Below are 21176 nucleotides of genomic sequence, written 5' to 3'. Positions count from 1 at the left end.
AATGACTCATGTTTTGGAGGAGGAAACCAGTCATGAAACTCAACGGGATCAAAACGCTGTTGGCGACTGCTGCCCTGGCAGTATCGGGCAGCGTGGCATTTGCAGCGGACTACACCCTGACGATTTCCAGCTGGGCGCCGCCCACCCACGGAATCAACGCCAAGATGTGGCCCAAATTCGTCGAGATGGTTGAAGAGGCCACCGACGGCAAGGTGACCGCCGAGCTGAAGCTGGGCATCGCCCCGCCCCCGGCCCAGATGGACCTGATCATGGATGGTGCGGCGGATGCGTCGATCATCTTCCACGGTTATCAGCCGGGCCGTTTCGTGACGACCAAGCTGATCGAACTGCCGGGTTATGAGGGTTCGGCCGAGGCCGCCTCGGTCGCGTACTGGCGGGCCTATGACAAGTATCTGAAGGCGGCCGACGAACATCGCGGCGTCAAGGTCATCGCACTGCACACCCACGGCCCGGCCCAGCTGCACACCAGCAGCCCGGTGACCTCGATGGACCAGATTTCGGGCCTCAAGGTTCGTATCCCCGGTGGTGTCGGTGGCGACGTAGGCACCGCACTGGGTGCGACCGGCATCCAGGTTCCGGCCCCCAAAGTCTATGAAACGCTGGCCTCAAAGGCCGCCGATGGCGTGGTCATGCCGTTCGAATCGCGCAAGGGCTTCAAGCTGACCGAGGTTGCCCCGAACGTCTATGAAATGCCGGGCGGCCTGTATCGCGGGTCGTTTGCCTTTATCATGAACGAAGACACGTTTGCCGACCTGCCGGAAGACATCCAGCAAGCACTGGAGGAAAACGTGTTCGGCGAGCCGCTGAGCCGCGAAATCGGCAAGATCTGGGACGAGATCGACGCCATCGGCCGGGATGAGACCCAAGCCACCGAAGGCAACGCCATCCAAGAGGCCAGCGCCGAGGACATGGAGAAGTTCGCGACGATCGCCGAGGGCGTCCGCGCCAAGGTCATTGCCGAGGTCAACGAAGCCGGCGTCGATGCGCAAGCCGCCTATGACATGATCAAGTCAGAAATGTCCTCGAACTGATCTTTGATGCGGGGCGGCACTGGCCGCCCCCATCCAGCCCCTTCCGGAGCCACCCGATGACCCCTCTCATCCAGCTTGTACGGCGCGCCAGCGTCCTGCCGGTGATTGTCGCCTGCACGGCCCTGTTCATCCTGATGGTGATGACCTTCTGCGACGTGATCTTGCGGTCGGTCTTCAACGCGCCGATCGAGGCCGCCACCGAACTGACGCGCATCCTGATGGCGATTCTGGTGTTCTCGGTGCTGCCCATCATCTCGGTCACCAACGGGCATATCGCCGTGGACCTGACCGACGGTATCTTCCACCGCCTGCGGCTCAGCCGCCTTCGCGACGCGGTGATCTATATTCTCAGCGGCGTCATGCTGTACTGGCCGGTCCAGCGCGTCTGGGTCTTGGCCGAGCGCGCCCGCGATTACGGCGATGTTACCGAATATCTCAGCATCCCGACCTACCTCGTTGGCTGGTTCATCACTGCATCGGTGGCGATCACCGCCGTGGTGATGATCATCACCGGCCTGCTGCACCTTTTCGCACCCAAAACCCTGACGGAAACCTCCCAATGACCGCTGCACTGATTGGATTTGCCCTTGTCCTGATCCTGGTGCTAATGCGCCTGCCCATTGTCTTTGCCATGGGGCTGGTCGGTACGCTGGGCTTCGCGTATGAACGCGGCGGCTCGATCTTTGACGAGCGCGGGCTGAAGGCCGCGATGTCGATGGTTGGCCGCCAGATCACCGATACCGCGCAGGATTACGGCCTGTCGGTCGTGCCGCTGTTCATCCTGATGGGCCTGTTCGTCAACAAGGGTGGCATGGCGCGCGAACTTTATGCGGTTTCCAACGCTTTTCTGGGCCACATGCGCGGCGGTATCGCCATGGCGACCGTGGCGGCCTGCGGCGGGTTCTCGGCGATCTGCGGATCGTCGCTGGCCACCGCTGCGACCATGTCCAAAGTCGCCATGCCGCAGATGCGCCGTTACGGTTATTCCGACGAGCTCTCGACCGCCTCGATCGCAGCCGGCGGAACGCTGGGCATCCTGATCCCGCCCTCGGTCATCCTGGTCATCTATGGGCTGCTGACCGAAACCTCGATCGGCAAGCTGTTCATGGCCGGCATCATTCCCGGCGCTCTGGGCATCCTGTTCTATCTGTTCGCCGTGCGCTGGACCGTCTGGCGCAACCCGGAGGCCGGCCCGGCCGGTGCACGCGCCAGCTGGGGCGAGCGCATCAGCGCGCTGGGGTCCGTCTGGGCGGTGCTTCTGCTGTTCTTCCTGGTGATCGGCGGGCTGTATGGCGTGTTCGATTTCGAACCGCTGAACCTGACCTTTTCGCCGACCGAGGCCGCTGGCATGGGCGCCGCCGGCGCCTTTCTGATCGCACTGTTCCGCGGTGGGCTGACCGTGGGATCGACCTTTGAGGTGCTGAAGGAAACCTGCTTTACCGCAGCCGCGCTGTTCGCGGTGCTGATCGGTGCGCAGATCTTTTCGAACTTCATCAACCTGGCCGGTCTGCCCGAGGCGCTGATCGCCATGGTCACCGCTTATGACGTGGCGCCGTTCGTGGTGATCCTCATGATCCTCGGCATCTACATCATCTTGGGCTGCGTATTCGAATCCTTGTCGATGCTGCTGCTGACTGTTCCGATATTTTTCCCGCTGGTGACCTCGCTGGGCTATGACCCGATCTGGTTCGGCATCGTCGTGGTGGTGGTAACCGAGATTTCGCTGATCACCCCGCCGGTGGGCCTTAACGTGTTCATCCTGAAAGGCGTGGTGGGGGATGTCTCGACCGGCACGATCTTTCGCGGCGTGACCCCGTTCTGGGTGGCCGACATCTTCCGCCTGGCGCTGATCGTTCTGGTTCCGATCGTGGTTCTGTACCTGCCGCAACAGATGGGCGCGCTGGGTCACTGAGCACATTTCGCCGCGCAAAGCGGCCCCAATACAGGAGCATTTCATGTCTCTGAAACAGATTTCCAGTTTCGCCGCGGGCCAGTGGGTTGCGCCCGGAGCCGGGGCCCGCACCATCGCCTCGGCGATCACCGGAGAGCCCTTTGCCACCGCCGGAAACGACGCGCTGGACGTGCAGGCGATGCTGGCACATGCCCGCGACGTGGGCGGGCCTGCTCTGCGCCGGCTGACTTTCCATGAACGCGCCAAGATGCTCAAGGCGCTGGCGCAGGCGCTGTCGGAACAGAAACAGGCGCTCTATGACCTCAGCTTTGAAACCGGCGCCACGCAGAAGGATCATCTGATCGACATCGACGGCGGCATCGGCACCATGTTCGTCTTTGCCTCGAAAGGGCGGCGCGAGATGCCCGACGGCCATGTCTATCTGGATGGCGATGTCGAGCAGCTGTCGCGGAACGGCACCTTCTTGGGCCAGCACGTCTGCACCCCGTTGCAAGGGGTCGCGGTGCATATCAACGCCTTCAACTTCCCGGTCTGGGGGATGCTTGAGAAACTGGCCCCCACCCTGCTGGCCGGGGTTCCGGCGATCGTCAAGCCGGCCACCAACAGCTGCTACGTCACCGAACTGGCCGTGCGGATCATGCTCGACAGCGGCATCCTGCCCGACGGCGCACTGCAGCTGGTCTCGGGCGGGCTGGGCGACATGCTGGATCATTTGACCTGTCAGGACGTGGTCAGCTTTACCGGCTCGGCCGACACCGCGATGAAGCTGCGGCAGAACCCGGTGATCTTGACCAACTCGGTGCGGTTCGTGGCTGAGCAGGACAGCCTGAACGCCTCGATCCTTGGCCCCGACGCGGCACCCAGCACGCCCGAATTCGACCTGTTCGTCAAGGAAGTCGTACGCGAGATGACGACGAAAGCCGGGCAGAAATGCACCGCCATCCGCCGCATCATCGCACCCAAGGCGCAGGTCGAGCCGCTGATCGCCGCGATCTCAGCCAAGCTGGAGCAGACCACGATCGGCGATCCGCGGCTGGACGGCACGCGCATGGGCGCGCTGGTGTCGAACGGGCAGAAGGCCGACGTTCTGGCCAAGGCCAGCCTCATCGGGCAAGAAGCCGAACGCGTATTCGGCGACCCGGATGCCTTCGAGGTGATCGGCGCCGACGCCACAAAAGGCGCCTTCGTACCGCCGATGCTGTTTCACTGCGCCGATCCCGACGCCGCCAAGCATGTGCATGACACCGAGGCGTTCGGCCCGGTCTCGACCATCATGGGCTACCGCGATCTGGACCACGCCATCGCGCTGGCCAATCGCGGCCAGGGGTCGCTGGTCACCTCGCTGATCACTCATGACCCCGAGGTCGCCCGCGAGGTGGTGATGGGCGCGGCTGCCTTCAACGGGCGAATCTACATCAATGACCGCGACTCGATGCAGGAATCCACCGGCCATGGCTCGCCCCTGCCGCACATGGTCCATGGCGGCCCCGGTCGCGCCGGCGGCGGTGAAGAGATGGGCGGCGTGCGCGGCGTGAAACACTACATGCAGCGCACGGCCTTGCAGGGCTCGCCCCGGATGCTGGCGACGATCGGCGCGAAATGGATCCCCGGCGCGCCCGAGATCCAAGGCCCGGCGCATCCCTTCACCCGCAAGTTCGGGGAACTGCAGATCGGTGAGACGCTGCACACGGCGCCTCGGACCATCACGCTGGACGACATCGAACATTTCGCCCATTTCACAGGCGACACCTTCTATGCCCACATGGACGAGGACGCGGCGGCCAGAAACCCGTTCTTTCCGGGCCGGGTGGCGCATGGCTATCTGCTGCTGAGTTTTGCCGCCGGCCTGTTCGTCGAACCGAACGAGGGGCCGGTGCTGGCCAATACAGGGCTGGACGGCCTGCGCTTCATGAAGCCGGTCGTGGCCGGCGACAGCATCAACGTCCGCCTGACGGTCAAGCAAAAGACCCGCCGCACCGACGACTATGGCGAGGTGCGCTGGCACGTGACCCTGACCAATCAGGATGACGAGAAGGTCGCCGAATACGAACTGCTGACCATGAACGCCTACTGAGCGCAGGGCAAAGTGTTTTTCTTGCACCGCCAGGCCGGATAGACTGAGTGTATGACCAACGCGCATCCGTGGTTCACCAAGGCCGTGGCCGAATTGGCCGACCCGCAGAATCAGCGGGTCTGGTCGATCATCGTGTCGCTGTTCGGCGACATGGCGCAGGAGCGCGGCGCCAAGATATCGGGTGGGGCGCTGGGCCGCATCATCGAACCGATGGGCATCAAGCCCGAGGCGATCCGCGTCGCCCTGCACCGTCTGCGAAAGGATGGCTGGATCGAAAGCGACCGGATCGGGCGCGTCTCGATGCATTTCCTGACCGAATATGGCCGCACGCAGTCGGCCCGGGTCACCCCGCGCATCTATGCCCGCGATCCTGCGCCAGATGCGCCGTTGCACCTGCTGATCGCCGAGGATGGCACCGGCACCCGGCTGCTCGAGGACATTCTGCTCAGCCACGATTACACGCCGATCGCGCGCAACGCCGCGTTGGGATCGGGGGCACCGCCCGAGGACCAGGACGAGCTACTGATCCTTGAGGTTACTGCCCGCTCGGTTCCGCAATGGGTGCATGAAAAGCTGTTCCCGTCGGATCTGCGCGCGGCTTGCCGATCCTTGCACGAGACCGTGCGCCACGTGTCTCAGGACCGCCCGGCCAGTTGGGAGCCCACGCCCTGTCAGATCGGCACCCTGCGCACGTTGATCGTGCACCGGTGGCGGCGCGTCGTTCTGCGTCTGCCCGACCTGCCCGACGGTTTCTGCCCGCCGGACTGGACCGGCCCGGCCTGTCGGGCGCAGGTGTTCCGCCTGCTGGACCAACTGCCGCGCCCCCGGCCCGACGACCTGAATGACGACTGATCCGGCGGCGGGTTCCTCTTGGTGCCGCTCTTGGCCTATCCTCATGGGCGACACGCCCTGACACGAGGCCCTGCCGATGACCCTGCTGCCGATCGCCGTGACCGCAGTCTGCCTGCTGCTCATCGGGCTGCACCTGTGGACACGCTACCTGACGAAGACAGGCACCAGACGCGTGCCGCAGGCGGGGCGGATCGTGCCGGTTGACGGTGGCAGTATCCACTATGTCGCCGCGGGCGACCCGTCCAGACCGACCCTTGTGATGATCCACGGGCTGACCGGGCAGTTGCAGCACTTCACCTATGAAATGGCCGACCGGCTGACCGACAGGTTTTACGTGATCGCGCTGGACCGTCCCGGCTGCGGGTATTCGACCCGAGATTGCGCGCGGCTGGCGACCCTGCCCGAACAAGCCCGCATGATCCACGAGTTCCTGCAGGCGATCCACGTCAAAGACCCGCTTCTGGTCGGACACTCCCTTGGCGGAGCGGTTTCGTTGGCCATGGCGCTGGACTACCCCAACCACGTCCGCGGTCTGGCCTTGCTGGCGCCGTTGACGCATCGGGTGCCCGAGACCCCTGCCATCTTCAAGGCTCTGGAGATCCGCAGCGAAAGGGTGCGCCATCTGATCGCCAACACGATCGCGGTGCCGCTGGCCAGACTCACGGCGCCGCATGTCATCGACCAGGCCTTCGCCCCCGAGCCGGCGCCGGATGACTTTCTGGACCGCGCCGGGGGCGCCCTGGGCTTGCGGCCGTCGGCCTATGTGACCGGATCGCAAGATTTGGCCGGTGTGGACGCGAGCATTGACTCGCAGGTCGCGCGCTATGGCGACTTGCGGGTTCCCGGCGGGATCCTGTTCGGCGCCGACGACCCGATCCTGTCGCCGGAATGCCAAGGCGCATCCATGGCTGACTTCGGTCTCGTGTACGAGCGGCTTGCAAGGCGGGGCCACATGATTCCGATGACGGCGCCCGATGACTGCGCAGATTTCGTCCGTCGCGTCGCAAACAATGCTCCGCGAACCGACCCGACGCCTTCCAAACCAAGACAGGCCTGACCAGAAAGAAATCTGGTGGATTGAGTATTTTTCCCTCTTGACCCTCTCGGGCACCTCCCGTAAATCGCCACTCACCTTGGCGGAGTAGCTCAGTTGGTTAGAGCAGCGGAATCATAATCCGCGTGTCGGGGGTTCAAGTCCCTCCTCCGCTACCACCAAACCCCCACCTTTTCCGAACGGTTAGAAACCAAGGCGCCGAGGCAGCCCTTGACCTCGACCGGCACGCCGTCTTCGTCGGCCGGAGAGACAACGATCTCCGAGATAAAACTGCGCACGGCGTCACGTGCTTTCGGATTCGGATACCGAAGATAACTTTGTCGCGTTTGTTGCGCTCCGCCTCAGGGTCACATGTTATGTAGTCGACGATCGGCTTCACAACGCTCGCTTGAGCCAGCGTCTGGATCCGCCCCATGCCAGGATCGGCTTTGCCAAGACGCTTTGTTTTGTCATTTAGGGGCCCTTCCTCGAACCCTTAAAGGGCGTTCTCGATCGCAGATTTCGACTGGACCCTGCCGGCCCCACCGCAGAAACAGGTCCGGCAAAGCTATGGGCTACAGGCGAGAAGTGTATAGATGAATTGCCCTGATCGATACGAAGAAAGCGCCAATGCTGATGTGAGATCGAAGCCGACACCATCGATTCTCCGGAACAAATAAACCTTGATTGGTGAAACGCCGACCATCAGCATAGTCTGGGTAACCCCATCGGAGTTGATTGTGCCAGAACGCGAAGCCACAAATCTGCTCAGACCGCCGTACACAGCAAGATGATACGGCCGTCTCCAGAGTTGCTTGCGATTTCGCGCCGGATGCATCAGGCCATCCTCACCCGCAACACCGAAATTCTGCCGGGCTTTTTCTCTACCGCCGAAGAAATGCGCTTCATTGGCACGGCCGAGAACGAATATTGGAACGGTTCGGTTGTAAGCGAAGGGGTTGCCGACTTTTTCAGCGAAGTGCCTGACATACTTGCCGTGGAAGAAATCGAGGCCGAGGCGTTCGAGAACGGCGAAACCGGCTGGGCGTCTTTCGTTTATCGGGTCCACTTTTCAGGTTTGCCCGAACCCAGCCTTCAACGCGAAACATACGTGTTTGTTTTGGATGGGGCCCGGTGGAAAATAGTTCAGCGACATGGTTCTGCACCAGTACCGAACGCTGTTCATATGGGCACGGAACAAACAGCCATACAGCGGCTGGTCGATGCGGCGAGAGACGAAGGTCCGAAGCTGGAACAATCTGAGGGATTGGCTTCGATCCTGTTCACCGATCTGGAAGCCAGCACGGAATTGGCGGCTGCGTTGGGCGATGCACGCTGGTCGAGCCTGATCAATGACCACTTTCGCGATATTGCAGACATCGTGGAGGCGCAGGGCGGTCAGTTCGTGAAATCCCTTGGAGATGGCACGTTGTCGAGCTTCCCTTCGGCACAGCAAGCCTTGAAAGCTGCCGTTGAAATGCAGAAGGCCGTTGTTTCCCAAAATCAGGACCCGCAACTTGGTTTGCGCATCGGCATCCACACCGGAGAAGTCGTTCAGAATCGCGGTGACTTCTTTGGTGCTGTGGTAAACAAGGCTGCCAGGATAACAACCATGGCCTCTGCTGGTCAGATCTTGGTATCCAACGCCACATGCACCATGGCTGAGAACGCTCCGGACATGAAGTTTTCAGAGCCCGTATCTGTGTTTTTCAAAGGTTTTGAAGGAAGGCATTTGCTTCATAGGCTGGAATGGAAACGGTGAATTTGACGTTGCGCAGGCCGAATGTGGTCATCGCCGAATGAACGAAACGCCTGCACAGCGGTCGTTCATCCGAACTCCAAGATCCATGCTTGATCGAAACACCTGAAAGCTTGTGCAGAGCCGCCTCACAAATCCCTGATCCAGAACTGCAAAGGCTTTTGGGTTTCCGATGCCTCGCCCAGATCCTTCCACGAGAACTGGGCGATCACGCCGGGCAGAGGCTCATACCCCCGCGCGCGCCAGAAATCGTCCAGCGGGCGGTAGGTTGCGGGCCGCATCGGGTGGTCGTCCGGACGCTGCACGCCGCAGAAGGCAGACTTGGCGAAGCCCAAGCCCCGCGCGTGACCCTCGCGCATATCAAAGAACGCATGTCCGACGCCCTGCCCCCTATACTCGGGTAGCAGTACGGATTCGGCGCAGTAGAAGATCTGCGACAACTCCAGCCCGGTGCCGTCGAAAGCAGCTGCGAAATCCTCGGCATGGTCGGCAAGCGGCGCGCCGGTCGCGGCCCCCACAAGCCGGTCGCCGTCAAAGGCGCCGACGACGATCGCCCGGTCGCTGTCGCGGTAGGATTGCAGGTATCTGCGCTCATAGTCCAGATCGCCGTCATAGAGATAGGGCCAATCGCGGAACACCGAGATGCGCAGCCGCGCCACGTCGTCCAATGCCGCCGACAACGCCTCGCCGGTCAGGGGGCGGACGGCAGTGACCTCAGCCACCCGACACCTGCTTCACCCAGTCAGCCAGGTTGTAATAGGTGGTCACGCGGGTGATCTTGCCGTCCTCGAGGTCAAAGAACGACCCGGCGGGCAGGCGATAGGTCTGACCCGAGGCCGCAGGCAGGCCGGCATCGGTTTCTAGATAGGTGCCGTTAACGATGTATTCGGCGGCGGCGCGGGTGCCGCCCTCGGCCTCGAAGATCACAATGTCGGTCAGGGTCTCGCGATAGCAGCGGTTCATATGCGCGCAGAATTCGGCGAATTTGTCTTTGCCGACGCGGATCTGGCCTTCGTTCACGTGATGGGCCACGTCGTCGGACAGGCAGGCCAGCATGCCGGCCACATCCCCGGCGTTGAAGGCATCGAAATAGGCTTGGACAGTCTGGGTCATGCGATCTCCGTAGGTTCCCCCCAGCGATCCTTCAGGTGCTTGATGATCTGATCGCGGGTCTGACGGTAGTGGTGTAGCTTTTCTTCGCGCGTCTCGCCCAGTCCGGTAGGGTCCATTATTGGCCAGTATTCGACATCCAGGTGAAAAACCCGCGTCAGTTCCAGCGCCTTGCGCTGGCTGGCTGGCGACAGGGCCACGATCAGATCGAAGGAGCTGAGATCGTCGCCCCATTCCTGCATCTCGTCGAACGACCGCGACCGGTGGCGTGACAGTTCCACGTCGATCTCTTGGCAGACGGCGATGCTGAACCCGTCGATTTCCAAGTCGTTGCGCACACCGGCCGACTGCACGTAGGTGCCCGTGCCATAGAATTTCTTCATGATACCTTCGGCCATGGGCGAGCGCACCGCGTTGTGGTCGCAGCAGAAGAGGACCGAATGCGGCAGAGGCTTCACCCGTCAACCTCCGAAATGCAGCACGCAGATCAGCGTGAACAGGCGGCGGGCGGTATCGGCGTCGATCTCGGCCTTGCCCTCCAGCCGTTCCTGCAGGACCCGACTGCCTTCGTTGTGGATGCCGCGCCGGGCCATGTCGATGGTTTCGATCTGGCTGGGCGGCAGGGTCTTTACCGCATCGAAGTAGCTTTCGCAGATCTGGAAGTAGTCCTTGACCACCTGCCGGAACGGGCCCAGCGACAGGTGGAACTCGGCGGCTTTCTGGCTATCTTCGGTGCTGACGTCGAACACCAGCCGCTTGTCGCGGATCGACAGCTGCAGGTGATAGGGGCCATCGGGCACCACTCGGTCGTCGCGCTTGGGCAGCGTGAACGAGTTTTCCTCGAGCAGATCATAGATGGCGACCTTGCGCTCCTGCTCGATTTCCGGTGTGGGCGGCGGCAGGTTTCGATCGTCCAGTTCGATATGCGAAATGCGGGTCATGGTCATCGACTTCCGTTCAGGTCAGGCCAGACCTAGCGCACCTATGCCCGCGGGACAACGCGCGAAACCGGCCGGACGCAAGGTTAGATGGGGTGATCGTTGGGGTCGATGCCGTGCTTGCGCAGCAAGGTGTCAACCAGCGAGCCGGGATTGATGTCGCGGTCCTTGAATATCTTGCGGAACCAGGACCCGTAGAAATGGATCGAAGTTTGGTTCTGCCAGTCCAGGAACTCAAGGTTGTCCTGATCCGGCTCGTTCCACAGTGCCCGGTGGCGCAGCGGAATCGCATACAGCGATTTCCGCGAGACGGCCTTGGCATGTTCCGGCGTCGGGAAAAGGTAGTGAAACAACATCGGCGGGCCAAAGCTGAAGATCGGCAGGCTCCAGTAGGTCGAGCGCCCGAAGATCTGAAGATAGGCGCGCTGCTGTTCCTCGGGCCACCAGGGCGGCACCAGATCGCCGTCAAAGGCAAAGGCGCACATTTCGGCCAGGGCCGGGCTGTCGATCGGCAGGGCAAGAACGCCATTCATGATGCGTTGCCGCCTGCGGTTGGCCGCTGGAAACAAATAGCCCTGATCGGTCTGGAAAGGTTTGACCGCATAGGCGTCGGCATCGACCCATATCTGGTCGGTCTGCTGCAGCAGTTTCAGGCGGAACAGGTCCGCGTGCACGGCGACCGACCGCGTGATCGGATCGCGATAGATCTCGGGCGTATCGAAAATCTCGCGTGCGTCGCGGGCCTCGACGTAACTCGGAATGTCCTGCAACTCGCCATAATGATAGACGATCGGAGTCTGGCCGAGATCGGCAAAGGACTTCAGGCACAGATGCTCCATAAAGCTGAAGCGCTCTCCGATCCAGAGGGTTGCGACACGTTCCAATTTCGGCTCCGGGTTTGTCCTAAGACATCACCGGTAAAAAACGCACGGGTCGGACGACCACCGCAAGTGGTTTTGCGCCGGCCGCGGCAGTCCCGGGCCGGATGTGACCCCACCGCAATTGTCCCTAGATCAGCCGTTCAGCCGCTTGAGCCGCGCCCCCACCGATAGCCCGTGCGCCTCAAGGCTTTCCGACTGCGCAAGCTGCTCGGCCGCCGGGCCAATGGCACGCAGAGCCTCGGGCGTCATGCGGCTGAGCGTGGTTCGCTTGAGGAAATCCATAACCGAAAGGCCCGACGAGAACCGCGCCGAACGCGCGGTGGGCAGCACATGGTTCGGGCCGCCGACATAGTCGCCGATGGCCTCGGGCGTGTACTGGCCCAGGAAAATGGCGCCGGCGTGGATCGTCTTTTGGCTGAGCGCCACCGGATCAGCCACGCACAGTTCCAGGTGTTCCGGCGCGATGCGGTTCGACAGGGCCGCGGCCTCGTCCAGATCGCGCACGGTGATGATGGCGCCATAGTCGCGCCAGCTGGCCCCGGCGATCGCGCGGCGCTCGAGCGTTTCCAGCCGCTTGTCCACCGCCTCGGCCACCGCGCGGCCGAAAGCGGCGTCGTCGGTGATCAGGATGGACTGGGCGCTTTCGTCATGCTCGGCCTGGCTGAGCAGGTCCAGCGCGATCCAGTCGGGATCGTTGTCCTTGTCTGCGATCACCAAGATCTCGGAGGGGCCCGCGATCATGTCGATGCCGACCTTGCCGAACACCCGCCGCTTGGCCGCCGCGACAAAAGCGTTGCCCGGCCCGGTGATCTTGTCCACCGGCGCGATGGTTTTGGTGCCATAGGCCAGCGCCGCAATCGCTTGCGCGCCGCCGATGCGGTAGATCTCGTCAACGCCCGACAGGCGCGCGGCCAGCAGGACCAGCGGATTGACCTGTCCGTCCGGCGTGGGCACCACGATGGCCAGACGTTCGACCCCCGCAACCTTGGCCGGGATCGCGTTCATCAGCACCGACGAGGGGTAAGAGGCCAGCCCGCCCGGCACGTAAAGCCCCGCGGCGGACACCGCCGACCAGCGCCAGCCAAGGGTCGCACCCGCCTCGTCGGTCCATTCCAGATCCTGCGGCATCTGGCGCTCGTGATACGCGCGGACACGCTCGGCGGCCAGTTCCAGCGCCGCGCGGTCCTCGGCCGAGACGCCTTCGATCGCGGCATCGATTTCCCCGGCCGTGAAGGCCAGCGTGTCCGGCGTCAGCTCCAGCCGGTCGAATTTCGCGGTCAGCTCGATCACGGCGGCATCACCGCGCGACCGAACGTCCGCTATGATCTGCGCGACGACCGCGTCCACGTCCGGGCTGTCCTCGCGCTTGGCCGAGAGCAGGTCGGCGAAGGCGGTTTCGAAGTCGGGCGCAGTGGTATCAAGGAAAACGGGCATGATGGTGTCTCCGGCAGTCCTGCGGGGAATATCCGGGGGCGGCCCGCGCCTCAAGGGCTTAGATCAGGGGTGCAGCGATTTGCGCATCGGGTATCCGACGATCCAGCGCCCGGCGGTCCTGCGTCCACCCGCCCGCGCGACAAGTAGAACCGGCGCGCGGTGGCGGTGCTGGTGACACGCGCCTCGGTCACGCCGAGGGCCGAGAGGCGCGATTCGAGATGGGAAAGCATGGTGGAGCTTGCGCCCTGCCCCCGGTAATCCGGGTCCACGTAGTTGAGGGTGATGCGCCCGGTGCCCTGCCCCTGCTCGACCTCGCCCAGCGCCCCGACCGAGGCAAGCCTGCCTTCCCTCAGCAACAACCAGACCTCGTCATCCGAGTTCGACAGGTAGTTCCGCAGAGCCTTCGGTGTCTTGTTCGCCGTCCAGCGGGCGATCACGTCCGCATCGTTGCCGTGGTCGTCCACGCAGAGCCTCTCGATCGAGCGGGTCAGAACCCGGCTCATCTCGAACAGGGTGGCGCGGCGAATCTCTTCGCCCTTCGGCGCGGCGGAGAATACCTGTGATATCCCGCGCTTGTTCTTCACCTAGACCGGGTGGTTCGGCGCGTGTCTGGACGGCGCCTGATAGGGCCGCGTGACGTCCTTGAGCGTGCACTCCAGCGCCTCGACAGTCAGACGAATCGCGCCATCTCCGGCCAGCGTCAGCAGCACCTCGCCAGCACCGTCTTCGGCCGGGTGGAACTCGATATCCAGCAGCGACAGGATCAGGTCCTTGTCGGACCGGTCGATGCCCTGGCTGGCCACCGCCAGGACCGAATCGAACACCAGCACCGACTGCACCCGCTCGTAGGGGCGGTCGCGGCGCTCGGCGGCCTCCTTGTCTTCCCACCGGAACCGGTTGAGCAGCAGGGCGAAGCGGCGGCGGGCCGGTTGCCAGGTCATCTCGCTGGCCGGAAAGACGGCATCCTGCCCCAGCGCCGCGATCACCCGCAGGTCGTCGGCGTCCAACGCGCCCAGGTTCAGCGGCGCCTCGCGCCCGTCTTCGAATGTTGCGTCTGCCATCAGCCCTTGATCCGTTCGATTTTGGCGCCCACGCCTTCCAGCTTGCGGACCACATGCTCATATCCGCGGTCAAGATGATAGACCCGGCTGACAAGTGTTTCGCCCTCGGCCGCCAGACCGGCCAGGATCAGCGAGACCGAGGCCCGCAGATCGGTGGCCATCACCGGCGCGCCCTTCAGGCGCTCGACCCCGGTCACCGTCGCGGTGCCGCCATGCACCTCGATCTGCGCGCCCATCCGCACCAGTTCGGGGGCGTGCATGAAGCGGTTCTCGAAAATCCGCTCCTCCAGCACCGAAACCCCATCGGCCGTGCACATCAGCGCCATCATCTGCGCCTGCAGATCGGTGGGAAAGCCGGGGAACGGCTCGGTCACCACGTCGACCGCACGCACCCGGCCATTCCTGCGCGAGACCTTCAGGCCCTGTTCGGTTTCCTCGACATCGACCCCGGCGGCAGTCAGCTTTTCCACGAAGGATTCGACCAGCGACAGGCGGCCACCCAGCAGCTCGACTTCGCCGCCGCAGATGGCGGGGGCCAGCATGTAGGTGCCCAGTTCGATCCGGTCGGTCACCACCTGGTGCGTCGCGCCATGCAGCCGGTCGACGCCCTGAATCTCGATGGTCGAGGTCCCCTCGCCCTGAATCTGCGCGCCCATCTTGCGCAGGCATTGCACCAGATCGACGATCTCGGGTTCGCGCGCGGCGTTTTTCAGAACCGTCGTGCCCTTGGCCAGCGTCGCGGCCATCACGATGTTTTCGGTGGCCCCCACCGACGCAAAGCGCATTTCATGCACCGCGCCCTTCAGCCCGTTCGGCGCCTTGGCGTGCAAGTAGCCGTCCTTCAGCTCAATCTCAGCGCCCAGGGCTTCCAGCCCTTCGACATGCAGGTCCATCGGCCGCGCCCCGATGGCGCAGCCGCCCGGCAGCGAAACCACTGCCTGACCGAATCGCGCCAAGAGCGGCCCCAGAACGAGGTTCGAGGCACGCATCTTGCGCACGATCTCGTAATCGGCGGTGTGGCTGGTCAGGTCGTGGCTGGACATCGCCAGAACCTGCCCGTCCTGCAGGGCCGACACCTCGGCCCCCAGCGACTGCAGCAGCGCGGTCATGGTCTTGATGTCGCTCAGACGCGGCGCGTTGGTCAGCGTGAGCGGTTCTTCGCTGAGCAGCGTGGCCGGCATCAGTGTGAGGCAGGCATTCTTTGCCCCCGCGATCGGGATTCGGCCATGAAGCGGCCCGTTGCCCGTTACAAGAATCGAATCCATCTGCTCTAGCCCTTGTCCTGACCGGCCTTGCCGTCCGAGCCCGCCCGCGCCTTGGCCTGCGCCTTGCGCCGCGCGAGATTCGCCTTGAGAGCGGCCTTGAGCCGATCCTCGCGCGTATCGCCGGATTTGCCGTGTTTTTTGGGTGAATTTTTGTCTGACATGATCTTTCTCTACAGGAGGTGAAAAAAACCGTCCAGAGACCCTTGCGCCCCGTTTCGTTTGAGTCTAATCACCCGCCCACAGCGCTGCTGTAGCTCAGAGGTAGAGCACTCCCTTGGTAAGGGAGAGGTCGAGAGTTCAATTCTCTCCAGCAGCACCATCTCTCTTGAAATTGCAGGATTTAGACGTGTTGCGGCGTAGCTTGCGCGGCTCGGTGTGGTGCTGTACCCAGCCCGCAGCAGAGGTATTTCCATGACTCCGAAACGTCTTGTTTTTCATGTGGGGCTGCCCAAAACGGGCACGACATCCATTCAAAAGTACCTTGTCAGACATGCTCCGCGGCTGCGGGAGGCAGGCATCGCCTTTCCGTTCGATCTGTCCAGGCGCCCGAAAGGTGCAAATGGAAACCCGATTGGCGTCCCCCAAATTGACGGGTCAGAGTATTTTTTCAAAACGCCCAGGCGGGACGTCCCGGCCACATCGATCGATTGGGCACGGGAACTTCGCGAGTTTGCCGTGTCCGAACACTTGCACTCTTTTCTGATCTCGGATGAGACCCTCTTCAATTCTGTGCAAGGCCTTCGTACCGAAGTATTTTCCGGCCTGCCCAAAAACATCGAAGTCATTTTTCTGGCCTACCTGCGCCACCCCGTTGACTTCATCAACTCCAGAGTATTGCAAAGCATCACCGGAAGCGATGACCCGTATTCCCGGTTTTTTTGAAGTCTCTGCCGGGATTTGCCAGACGATATGTTCAGTATGGATATATAGACTCGCTCACAGAATATGCTCGGCACGGAACGACGCTGGTTCGCTCCTACGAACAGGCGGCCCGGACCGGAGTCGTGCGCGACTTCTGTCAGGCTCTGAACATCCCGCACCTGGAAGACGGGCCGGAACAATACGCCAACACCAAATCATTCGGCTACAAGACCGGACTTGTGCTGATGGGCTGCCGAAAAGAACTGGGCGTGTTCAACAAGAAGCGCAACGATGAAAGCCAGTCCCGGTTCTTCAGCGTCGGGGACGAAGTCGACGATTCGAAGAAGACCTTTCTTCCCGCCAAGGTTTTCGACGATGTGCTTGCAAAATGGGACGAAGAACGCCCCCTGATCGAGGCAAGGTTCAACGTCTCGCTGCAGGCGACCACGAAACAGAAACCTGCACCTGACCATCTGAATATTGACCAGCCTTTTGCCCAGGCATTCCAGAATGCCGCCCGAGGTATATTTGACCCCGAAGAAGAAAGGCTTCTGGAAAGCGCCTTGAACACTGCCCAGCAGGGTTTTGAAATCTTCAAGGACTACCAGCCGGCAACCAGCCCCGAACCGATTGCTGCACCTCCGCAGAAAAATAGAGGCTGGTTTACACGGATCTTTGGAAAACGGGCCGCAGACTGACCAATTTCCGCGCCAAAATCGCACGGTTTGCCTCTGCATCCTCCAGATTCAAGCAGCGCGCTGGCCATGACGAACCGAACCGTCATGTTGACGCGACGTCAGGATGCAAACGGGCAAAATCACAAAATTATGACACCTTTCGGCACCACATATGCCCATATTCGGATACAGGTGGAACTCACCCCTGCTGATCTGTTTTATGGTGTTTTTTTAACGAGGGGGTACTTCGGCAGGGTCAGGGGAAGGACCGATCATCAGGCCCTGTCGCCGAAATGACCGTGTCTTTCCCCGCCTAGCCGCCCCGCAACCTCTGCATCAGATAGACCTCGGCCCCGTCGGGAATGGGTTCGGACAGACCCGCTGCAATGATCCTACCATTGACGGCAATGGACACGCCCGCATCGATCGGCGCCTGCAATTGCGGATGGAGACGCACCAGTTCGCGCAGCAGCTCGCCGGTTGTCTCGGCCTCAACCTCGACCACCTCCTGACCCCCGGTCAGAGACCGGAGGCCGGACCAGAGATGGACCTCAACCATTGTCCTTGAGCGCGGCCAGAATGCGCGGCGGCGACATCGGCAGTTGCCGCATCCGCACGCCCGCCGCGTTCGAAACCGCATTCGCGATGGCCGCCAGCGGCGGCACGATGCCGGTTTCACCCACACCGCGCACGCCGAACGGGTGGCCGGGGTTGGGCACTTCGACGATCACCGTGTCGATCATCGGCAGGTCGCTGGCGACGGGAATGCGGTAGTCGAGGAAAACCGCGTTCTGCAGCCGGCCATCCTCTCCATAGATGTATTCCTCGTTCAGCGCCCAGCCGATGCCCTGCGCCGCGCCGCCCTGGTACTGGCCCTCGACATAAGCGGGGTGGATCGCCTTGCCTGCGTCCTGGATGACAGTGTAGCGGGTGATAGTGGTCTTGCCGGTTTCGGGATCGACCTCGGCATCGACGATATGGGTGCCAAAGGACACGCCTGCGCCTTCGGGGGTCGCCTCGAAATGGCCCGAGATCGGGCCGCCGGTGCGCCCCATGTCAGCGGTGATCTCGGCCAGCGGCAGCGGGTCGAAGTCGCCCGCGTTGGGGCCGGATGGCACCGCGCAGCCGTTTTCCCATTTCACCGCGTCCACGGGGATGCCCCATTTGGCCGCCGCGCGTTCGCACAGTTTCTCGACCGCGTGCTGCGCCGCCTTTATCGTGGCCAGACCGCTGGCATAGGTCACGCGCGAGCCGTGGCTGACGTCGTTGTAACCCAGCGTGGCGGTGTCGGCGATGGTCACGCGGATGTTCTCGTACGGAATGCCCAGCACTTCGGCCGCCATCAGCGCCATCGACGCGCGCGAGCCGCCGATATCGGGCGTACCGACCATCAGCTGCGCCGAGCCGTCCTCGGACAGGGCCAGCGACACCGAGGTCTCGCCCCCGTGGTTGAACCAGAACCCGCAGGCGATGCCCCGCCCCTGCCCCGGCTTCAACGGCGCGGAATAATGCGGGTGAGCTTTGGCGGCTTCGAGCGTCTCGACCAGGCCGATCCGGTCATAGGTGGGGCCATAGCTGGCCTTGGTGCCCTCGCGCGCGGCGTTCTTCAGGCGCACATCGACCGGGTCGAGACCCAGTTTCTTGCACAGCTCGTCGATGACCGATTCTACCGCAAACGCCCCCATCGGCGCGCCCGGCGCGCGATAGGCGGCCTGTTTCGGGCGGTTGGACATCACGTCATACCCCACCTGGCGCACGTTGGTCAGGTTGTAGGGGGCAAAGGCGCACATCGCGGTCATGTCGCCTGGCGCGCCCGGAAAAGCACCGCCTTGCAGGCGGAACACGCCCTGGGCGGCAGTAATGGTGCCATCCTTTTTCATGCCGATCTTGACGTCCATCGAGGCCGAGGCAGTCGGCCCCGTGGCCCGCAGAACCTCGGACCGGGACATCACGATCTTGACCGGACGGTTGGCCTTGCGCGACAGCGCCAGCGCCACCGGTTCGATGAATACGGTGGTCTTGCCGCCGAACCCGCCGCCGATTTCCGATGCGGTCACGCGCAGCTGCGCGGTTTCGATCCCCAGCAGCGCGGCACAGGTCTTCTGCACGATCCAGTGGCCCTGCGTACAGCACCACAGCTCGCCCTTGCCGTCAGCGCCCAGCGAGGCAAGGCAGGCGTGCGGTTCGATATAGCCCTGGTGGGTGGCCTCGGTGACGAAGTGATCCTCGATCACCAGATCGGCCTCGGCAAAGCCCGCCTCGACATCGCCGTGCCCGCTTTCGTGATAGCGCACCACGTTGGGATGCATGCCCTCGGGCACCGAATAATCGGCCGCGCCTTCGCGGATCACCGGTGCGTCGGGCGCCATAGCCTTGTCCACGTCGGTGACATGGGGCAGCACCTCGTATTCGACCTCGATCAGCTTGAGCGCATCCCGCGCCGCCAGCGCCGAACTGGCCGCAACCGCCGCCACGGCATGCCCGTCATAGAGCGCCTTTTCCCCGGCCATGACGTTTTCCAGAACGTTCCAAAATTCGCCCTCAAGCCCCGGCTTGAACGGGACATCGGCGAAATCGGCGCGGGTGACCACGGCCTTCACGTCCCGATGCGCCTCGGCCTTCGAGGTGTCGATCCGGACGATCCGCGCATGGGCGTGGGGCGAGCGCAGGATGGCGCCGAACAGCATGCCCGGCGCGGTCACGTCGGCCCCGAACCGGGCGCGGCCCGTGACCTTGTCCAGCCCGTCGGGGCGGTTCGGGCGGGTGCCCACGAAGGTGAAGTGCGACTTGCGATCGTCGAGTGCCATTACGAAGCCTCCCGCAGCTCGGCGGCCGTGTCCAGAACGGCGCGGATGATCTTGTCATAACCCGTGCAGCGGCACAGGTTGCCGGCCAGCCAATAGCGGGCCTCTTCCTCGGTCGGGTCGGGGTTCTTTTCCAGCAGCGCCTTGGCGGCGACCAGAACGCCCGGCGTGCAGACCCCGCATTGCAGCGCGGCATGTTCGATGAACTTGCGCTGCAGCGGGTGCAGGGTTTCGCCCTCGGCCATGCCTTCGATGGTTTCGATTTGCTTGCCTTCGGCCTCGACCCCCAGCACCAGGCAGGAACAGACCAGCCGCCCGTCCAGCGTGACCGAGCAGGCCCCGCAATCGCCGGTGCCGCAGCCTTCCTTGGCGCCGGTCAGGTTCAACTTGTCGCGCAGACAGTCCAGTAGGGTTTCGCGCGCGTCGCACAGGTATTCGACCGTGTCGCCGTTGACGGTGGTGGTGACGTGATGCTTGGTCATGCGGTCTCTCCCTTGGCGCGGGCATAGGCGATTTTCGCGGCGCGTTTTGCCAGAACGCCGGCCACTTCGGTGCGGAATTCGATCGTGCCGCGTTTGTCGTCGATGGGTTTGCAGGCGGCCGAGGCGGCGGCGGCCAGCGCCGCCAACGCGGCATCATCCAGCGTGGTGCCGATCAGCGCCCGGGCGCAGTCTTCGACAAGCAGGACGGTAGGTGCCACGGCGCCCAGCGCAACACGGGCCTCGGTGATGGTGTCGCCATCGATGCGCAGGTTCACGCCCACTCCGACCACGGCGATGTCCATCTCGGTGCGCGGAATGAAGCGCAGATAGGCGTCACCGCCGTTCTCGCCCCGCGCCGGGATGTGCAGGGCCGAGATCAGTTCGCCCTGCGCCAGCGAGGTCTTGCCGGGGCCGGTCGGGATGTCCTCGACCGCCACGACCCGATCGCCCGCGGGGCCGGTCACCGTCACGCTCGCCCCCCCAGCAACCATGGCCGGAACGGAATCGGCGGCGGGCGAGCCATTGCACAGGTTGCCAACCGGCGTGGCACGGCCCTGAATCTGGGTCGAGCCGATCAGGTCCATCGCCTCGACCACACCAGGCCACTCTCGGCCCAGTTGGGGGTGTTCGTTCATCTCGGCACCCGTGACGGCCACGCCCAGCGTCCAACTTCCGTCGGCGTGGCGGGTGATGTCGCGCACCCCGTCGATGGTCTTGATGTCGATCAGGGTGTCGGGGGTCACGATCTCGGACCGCAGTTGCACCAAGACGTCGGTGCCGCCGGCCAGAAACCGCGTGATGCCCGTTGCATGGGCAGCCAGATCCGAAGCTTCGGCAAAGCTGGCGGGGCGGTGATATTGCATGATTGTACCTCGCGCCTGTTGGTCAGGGTTCACTGGGTTTGGGGCGACGTTAGAGCAGCCGCGCGGCGGCGTCCATGGCCCGCGCGACCTATTTTTTTGCCTGCAAATGTCGCTTTCC

Annotated in this window: 23 protein-coding genes and 2 tRNA genes; 11 read left to right on the top strand and 14 right to left on the bottom strand. The window is 63.2% G+C overall.

Translation table 11 applies throughout. The annotated features are described in order from the left end of the window. The first annotated feature begins 32 nt into the window (after window positions 1-32). From AC2FME_RS09525 to AC2FME_RS09490, 8 genes are all read left to right on the top strand, one after another. Complete coding sequence (locus tag AC2FME_RS09525; RefSeq protein ID WP_496679043.1) at window positions 33-1052, top strand: TRAP transporter substrate-binding protein; 1020 nt, start codon at window positions 33-35, stop codon at window positions 1050-1052. Window positions 1053-1108: 56 nt separating this feature from the next. Continuing rightward, window positions 1109-1615: a TRAP transporter small permease gene (locus AC2FME_RS09520; RefSeq protein ID WP_170434228.1), complete on the top strand. Its 507-nt coding sequence runs from the start codon at window positions 1109-1111 to the stop codon at window positions 1613-1615. Then, the gene (locus AC2FME_RS09515; RefSeq protein WP_496679045.1) at window positions 1612-2964 is read left to right on the top strand and encodes a TRAP transporter large permease; all 1353 of its coding nucleotides are present in this window, start codon (window positions 1612-1614) and stop codon (window positions 2962-2964) included. Before AC2FME_RS09520 ends, AC2FME_RS09515 begins: the two co-directional genes overlap by 4 nt. 43 nt (window positions 2965-3007) lie before the next feature. Further along, window positions 3008-5038, top strand: a complete 2031-nt coding sequence (gene paaZ / locus AC2FME_RS09510; protein WP_496800295.1) for a phenylacetic acid degradation bifunctional protein PaaZ — start codon at window positions 3008-3010, stop codon at window positions 5036-5038. 51 nt (window positions 5039-5089) lie between these two features. Further along, window positions 5090-5890: a PaaX family transcriptional regulator C-terminal domain-containing protein gene (locus AC2FME_RS09505; protein ID WP_496800294.1), complete on the top strand. Its 801-nt coding sequence runs from the start codon at window positions 5090-5092 to the stop codon at window positions 5888-5890. 76 nt (window positions 5891-5966) lie between these two features. Continuing rightward, on the top strand, window positions 5967-6947 hold the full coding sequence (locus tag AC2FME_RS09500; protein WP_496800293.1) for an alpha/beta fold hydrolase: 981 nt from the start codon (window positions 5967-5969) through the stop codon (window positions 6945-6947). Between the two features lie 78 nt (window positions 6948-7025). Next, a tRNA-Met gene (locus AC2FME_RS09495) sits at window positions 7026-7102 on the top strand. Window positions 7103-7713: 611 nt separating this feature from the next. After that, the gene (locus AC2FME_RS09490) at window positions 7714-8685 is read left to right on the top strand and encodes an adenylate/guanylate cyclase domain-containing protein (RefSeq protein ID WP_496686788.1); all 972 of its coding nucleotides are present in this window, start codon (window positions 7714-7716) and stop codon (window positions 8683-8685) included. Window positions 8686-8810: 125 nt separating this feature from the next. On the opposite strand, the gene AC2FME_RS09485 is transcribed toward AC2FME_RS09490, so the two are convergent. The 10 genes from AC2FME_RS09485 to AC2FME_RS09440 form a co-directional block, all read right to left on the bottom strand. Further along, window positions 8811-9404: a GNAT family N-acetyltransferase gene (locus tag AC2FME_RS09485; protein WP_496800292.1), complete on the bottom strand. Its 594-nt coding sequence runs from the start codon at window positions 9402-9404 to the stop codon at window positions 8811-8813. Next, window positions 9397-9795 carry a ketosteroid isomerase-related protein gene (locus tag AC2FME_RS09480; RefSeq protein WP_496800291.1) on the bottom strand — a complete coding sequence of 133 codons (399 nt, stop codon included), beginning with the start codon at window positions 9793-9795 and terminating at the stop codon, window positions 9397-9399. The genes AC2FME_RS09485 and AC2FME_RS09480 overlap by 8 nt, the downstream gene beginning before the upstream one ends. Further along, window positions 9792-10250, bottom strand: a complete 459-nt coding sequence (locus AC2FME_RS09475) for an arsenate-mycothiol transferase ArsC (RefSeq protein WP_496686785.1) — start codon at window positions 10248-10250, stop codon at window positions 9792-9794. The genes AC2FME_RS09480 and AC2FME_RS09475 overlap by 4 nt, the downstream gene beginning before the upstream one ends. Before the next feature lie 3 nt (window positions 10251-10253). Further along, a complete protein-coding gene (locus AC2FME_RS09470) occupies window positions 10254-10733 on the bottom strand; it encodes a UPF0262 family protein (RefSeq protein WP_496679056.1) in 480 nt (159 codons plus the stop codon). Between the two features lie 83 nt (window positions 10734-10816). After that, entirely contained in the window at window positions 10817-11614 is a 798-nt protein-coding gene (locus tag AC2FME_RS09465) for a hypothetical protein (RefSeq protein WP_496800290.1), read from the bottom strand. A gap of 129 nt (window positions 11615-11743) precedes the next feature. Further along, window positions 11744-13045: a histidinol dehydrogenase gene (hisD, locus tag AC2FME_RS09460; RefSeq protein ID WP_496800289.1), complete on the bottom strand. Its 1302-nt coding sequence runs from the start codon at window positions 13043-13045 to the stop codon at window positions 11744-11746. A 50-nt stretch (window positions 13046-13095) separates the two neighbouring features. Then, on the bottom strand, window positions 13096-13629 hold the full coding sequence (locus tag AC2FME_RS09455) for a GNAT family N-acetyltransferase (protein ID WP_496800288.1): 534 nt from the start codon (window positions 13627-13629) through the stop codon (window positions 13096-13098). After that, window positions 13630-14106 (bottom strand): DUF2948 family protein, encoded by a 477-nt coding sequence (locus tag AC2FME_RS09450; protein WP_496800287.1) that lies wholly within the window; start codon window positions 14104-14106, stop codon window positions 13630-13632. Beyond that, a complete protein-coding gene (gene murA, locus AC2FME_RS09445) occupies window positions 14106-15371 on the bottom strand; it encodes a UDP-N-acetylglucosamine 1-carboxyvinyltransferase (protein ID WP_496679064.1) in 1266 nt (421 codons plus the stop codon). Before murA ends, AC2FME_RS09450 begins: the two co-directional genes overlap by 1 nt. Before the next feature lie 5 nt (window positions 15372-15376). Further along, window positions 15377-15532 carry a hypothetical protein gene (locus AC2FME_RS09440; protein ID WP_496711525.1) on the bottom strand — a complete coding sequence of 52 codons (156 nt, stop codon included), beginning with the start codon at window positions 15530-15532 and terminating at the stop codon, window positions 15377-15379. 83 nt (window positions 15533-15615) lie between these two features. On the opposite strand from AC2FME_RS09440, the gene AC2FME_RS09435 reads away from it, so the two are divergent. The 3 genes from AC2FME_RS09435 (at window position 15616) to AC2FME_RS09425 (ending at window position 16930) form a co-directional block, all read left to right on the top strand. After that, window positions 15616-15690 (top strand) — tRNA-Thr (locus AC2FME_RS09435). Window positions 15691-15782: 92 nt separating this feature from the next. Further along, entirely contained in the window at window positions 15783-16253 is a 471-nt protein-coding gene (locus AC2FME_RS09430) for a hypothetical protein (RefSeq protein ID WP_496800286.1), read from the top strand. Continuing rightward, complete coding sequence (locus AC2FME_RS09425; protein WP_496800285.1) at window positions 16250-16930, top strand: hypothetical protein; 681 nt, start codon at window positions 16250-16252, stop codon at window positions 16928-16930. The genes AC2FME_RS09430 and AC2FME_RS09425 overlap by 4 nt, the downstream gene beginning before the upstream one ends. A 292-nt stretch (window positions 16931-17222) precedes the next feature. On the opposite strand, the gene AC2FME_RS09420 is transcribed toward AC2FME_RS09425, so the two are convergent. From AC2FME_RS09420 to AC2FME_RS09405, 4 genes are read right to left on the bottom strand one after another with little or no spacing between them, the layout of a single operon-like run. Further along, entirely contained in the window at window positions 17223-17468 is a 246-nt protein-coding gene (locus AC2FME_RS09420) for a MoaD/ThiS family protein (RefSeq protein WP_496679068.1), read from the bottom strand. Then, the gene (locus AC2FME_RS09415; RefSeq protein ID WP_496800284.1) at window positions 17461-19716 is read right to left on the bottom strand and encodes a xanthine dehydrogenase family protein molybdopterin-binding subunit; all 2256 of its coding nucleotides are present in this window, start codon (window positions 19714-19716) and stop codon (window positions 17461-17463) included. Before AC2FME_RS09415 ends, AC2FME_RS09420 begins: the two co-directional genes overlap by 8 nt. Beyond that, window positions 19716-20195: a (2Fe-2S)-binding protein gene (locus tag AC2FME_RS09410; protein ID WP_170435415.1), complete on the bottom strand. Its 480-nt coding sequence runs from the start codon at window positions 20193-20195 to the stop codon at window positions 19716-19718. Before AC2FME_RS09410 ends, AC2FME_RS09415 begins: the two co-directional genes overlap by 1 nt. Beyond that, complete coding sequence (locus tag AC2FME_RS09405; RefSeq protein ID WP_496711528.1) at window positions 20192-21058, bottom strand: FAD binding domain-containing protein; 867 nt, start codon at window positions 21056-21058, stop codon at window positions 20192-20194. Before AC2FME_RS09405 ends, AC2FME_RS09410 begins: the two co-directional genes overlap by 4 nt. Between the last annotated feature and the right edge of the window lie 118 nt (window positions 21059-21176).

It is taken from the genome of Ruegeria sp. BHSC026 (genome assembly GCF_059613065.1).
Note: the sequence above shows the minus strand (reverse complement) of the source record. Positions and strands in the feature narration are given on the sequence as shown.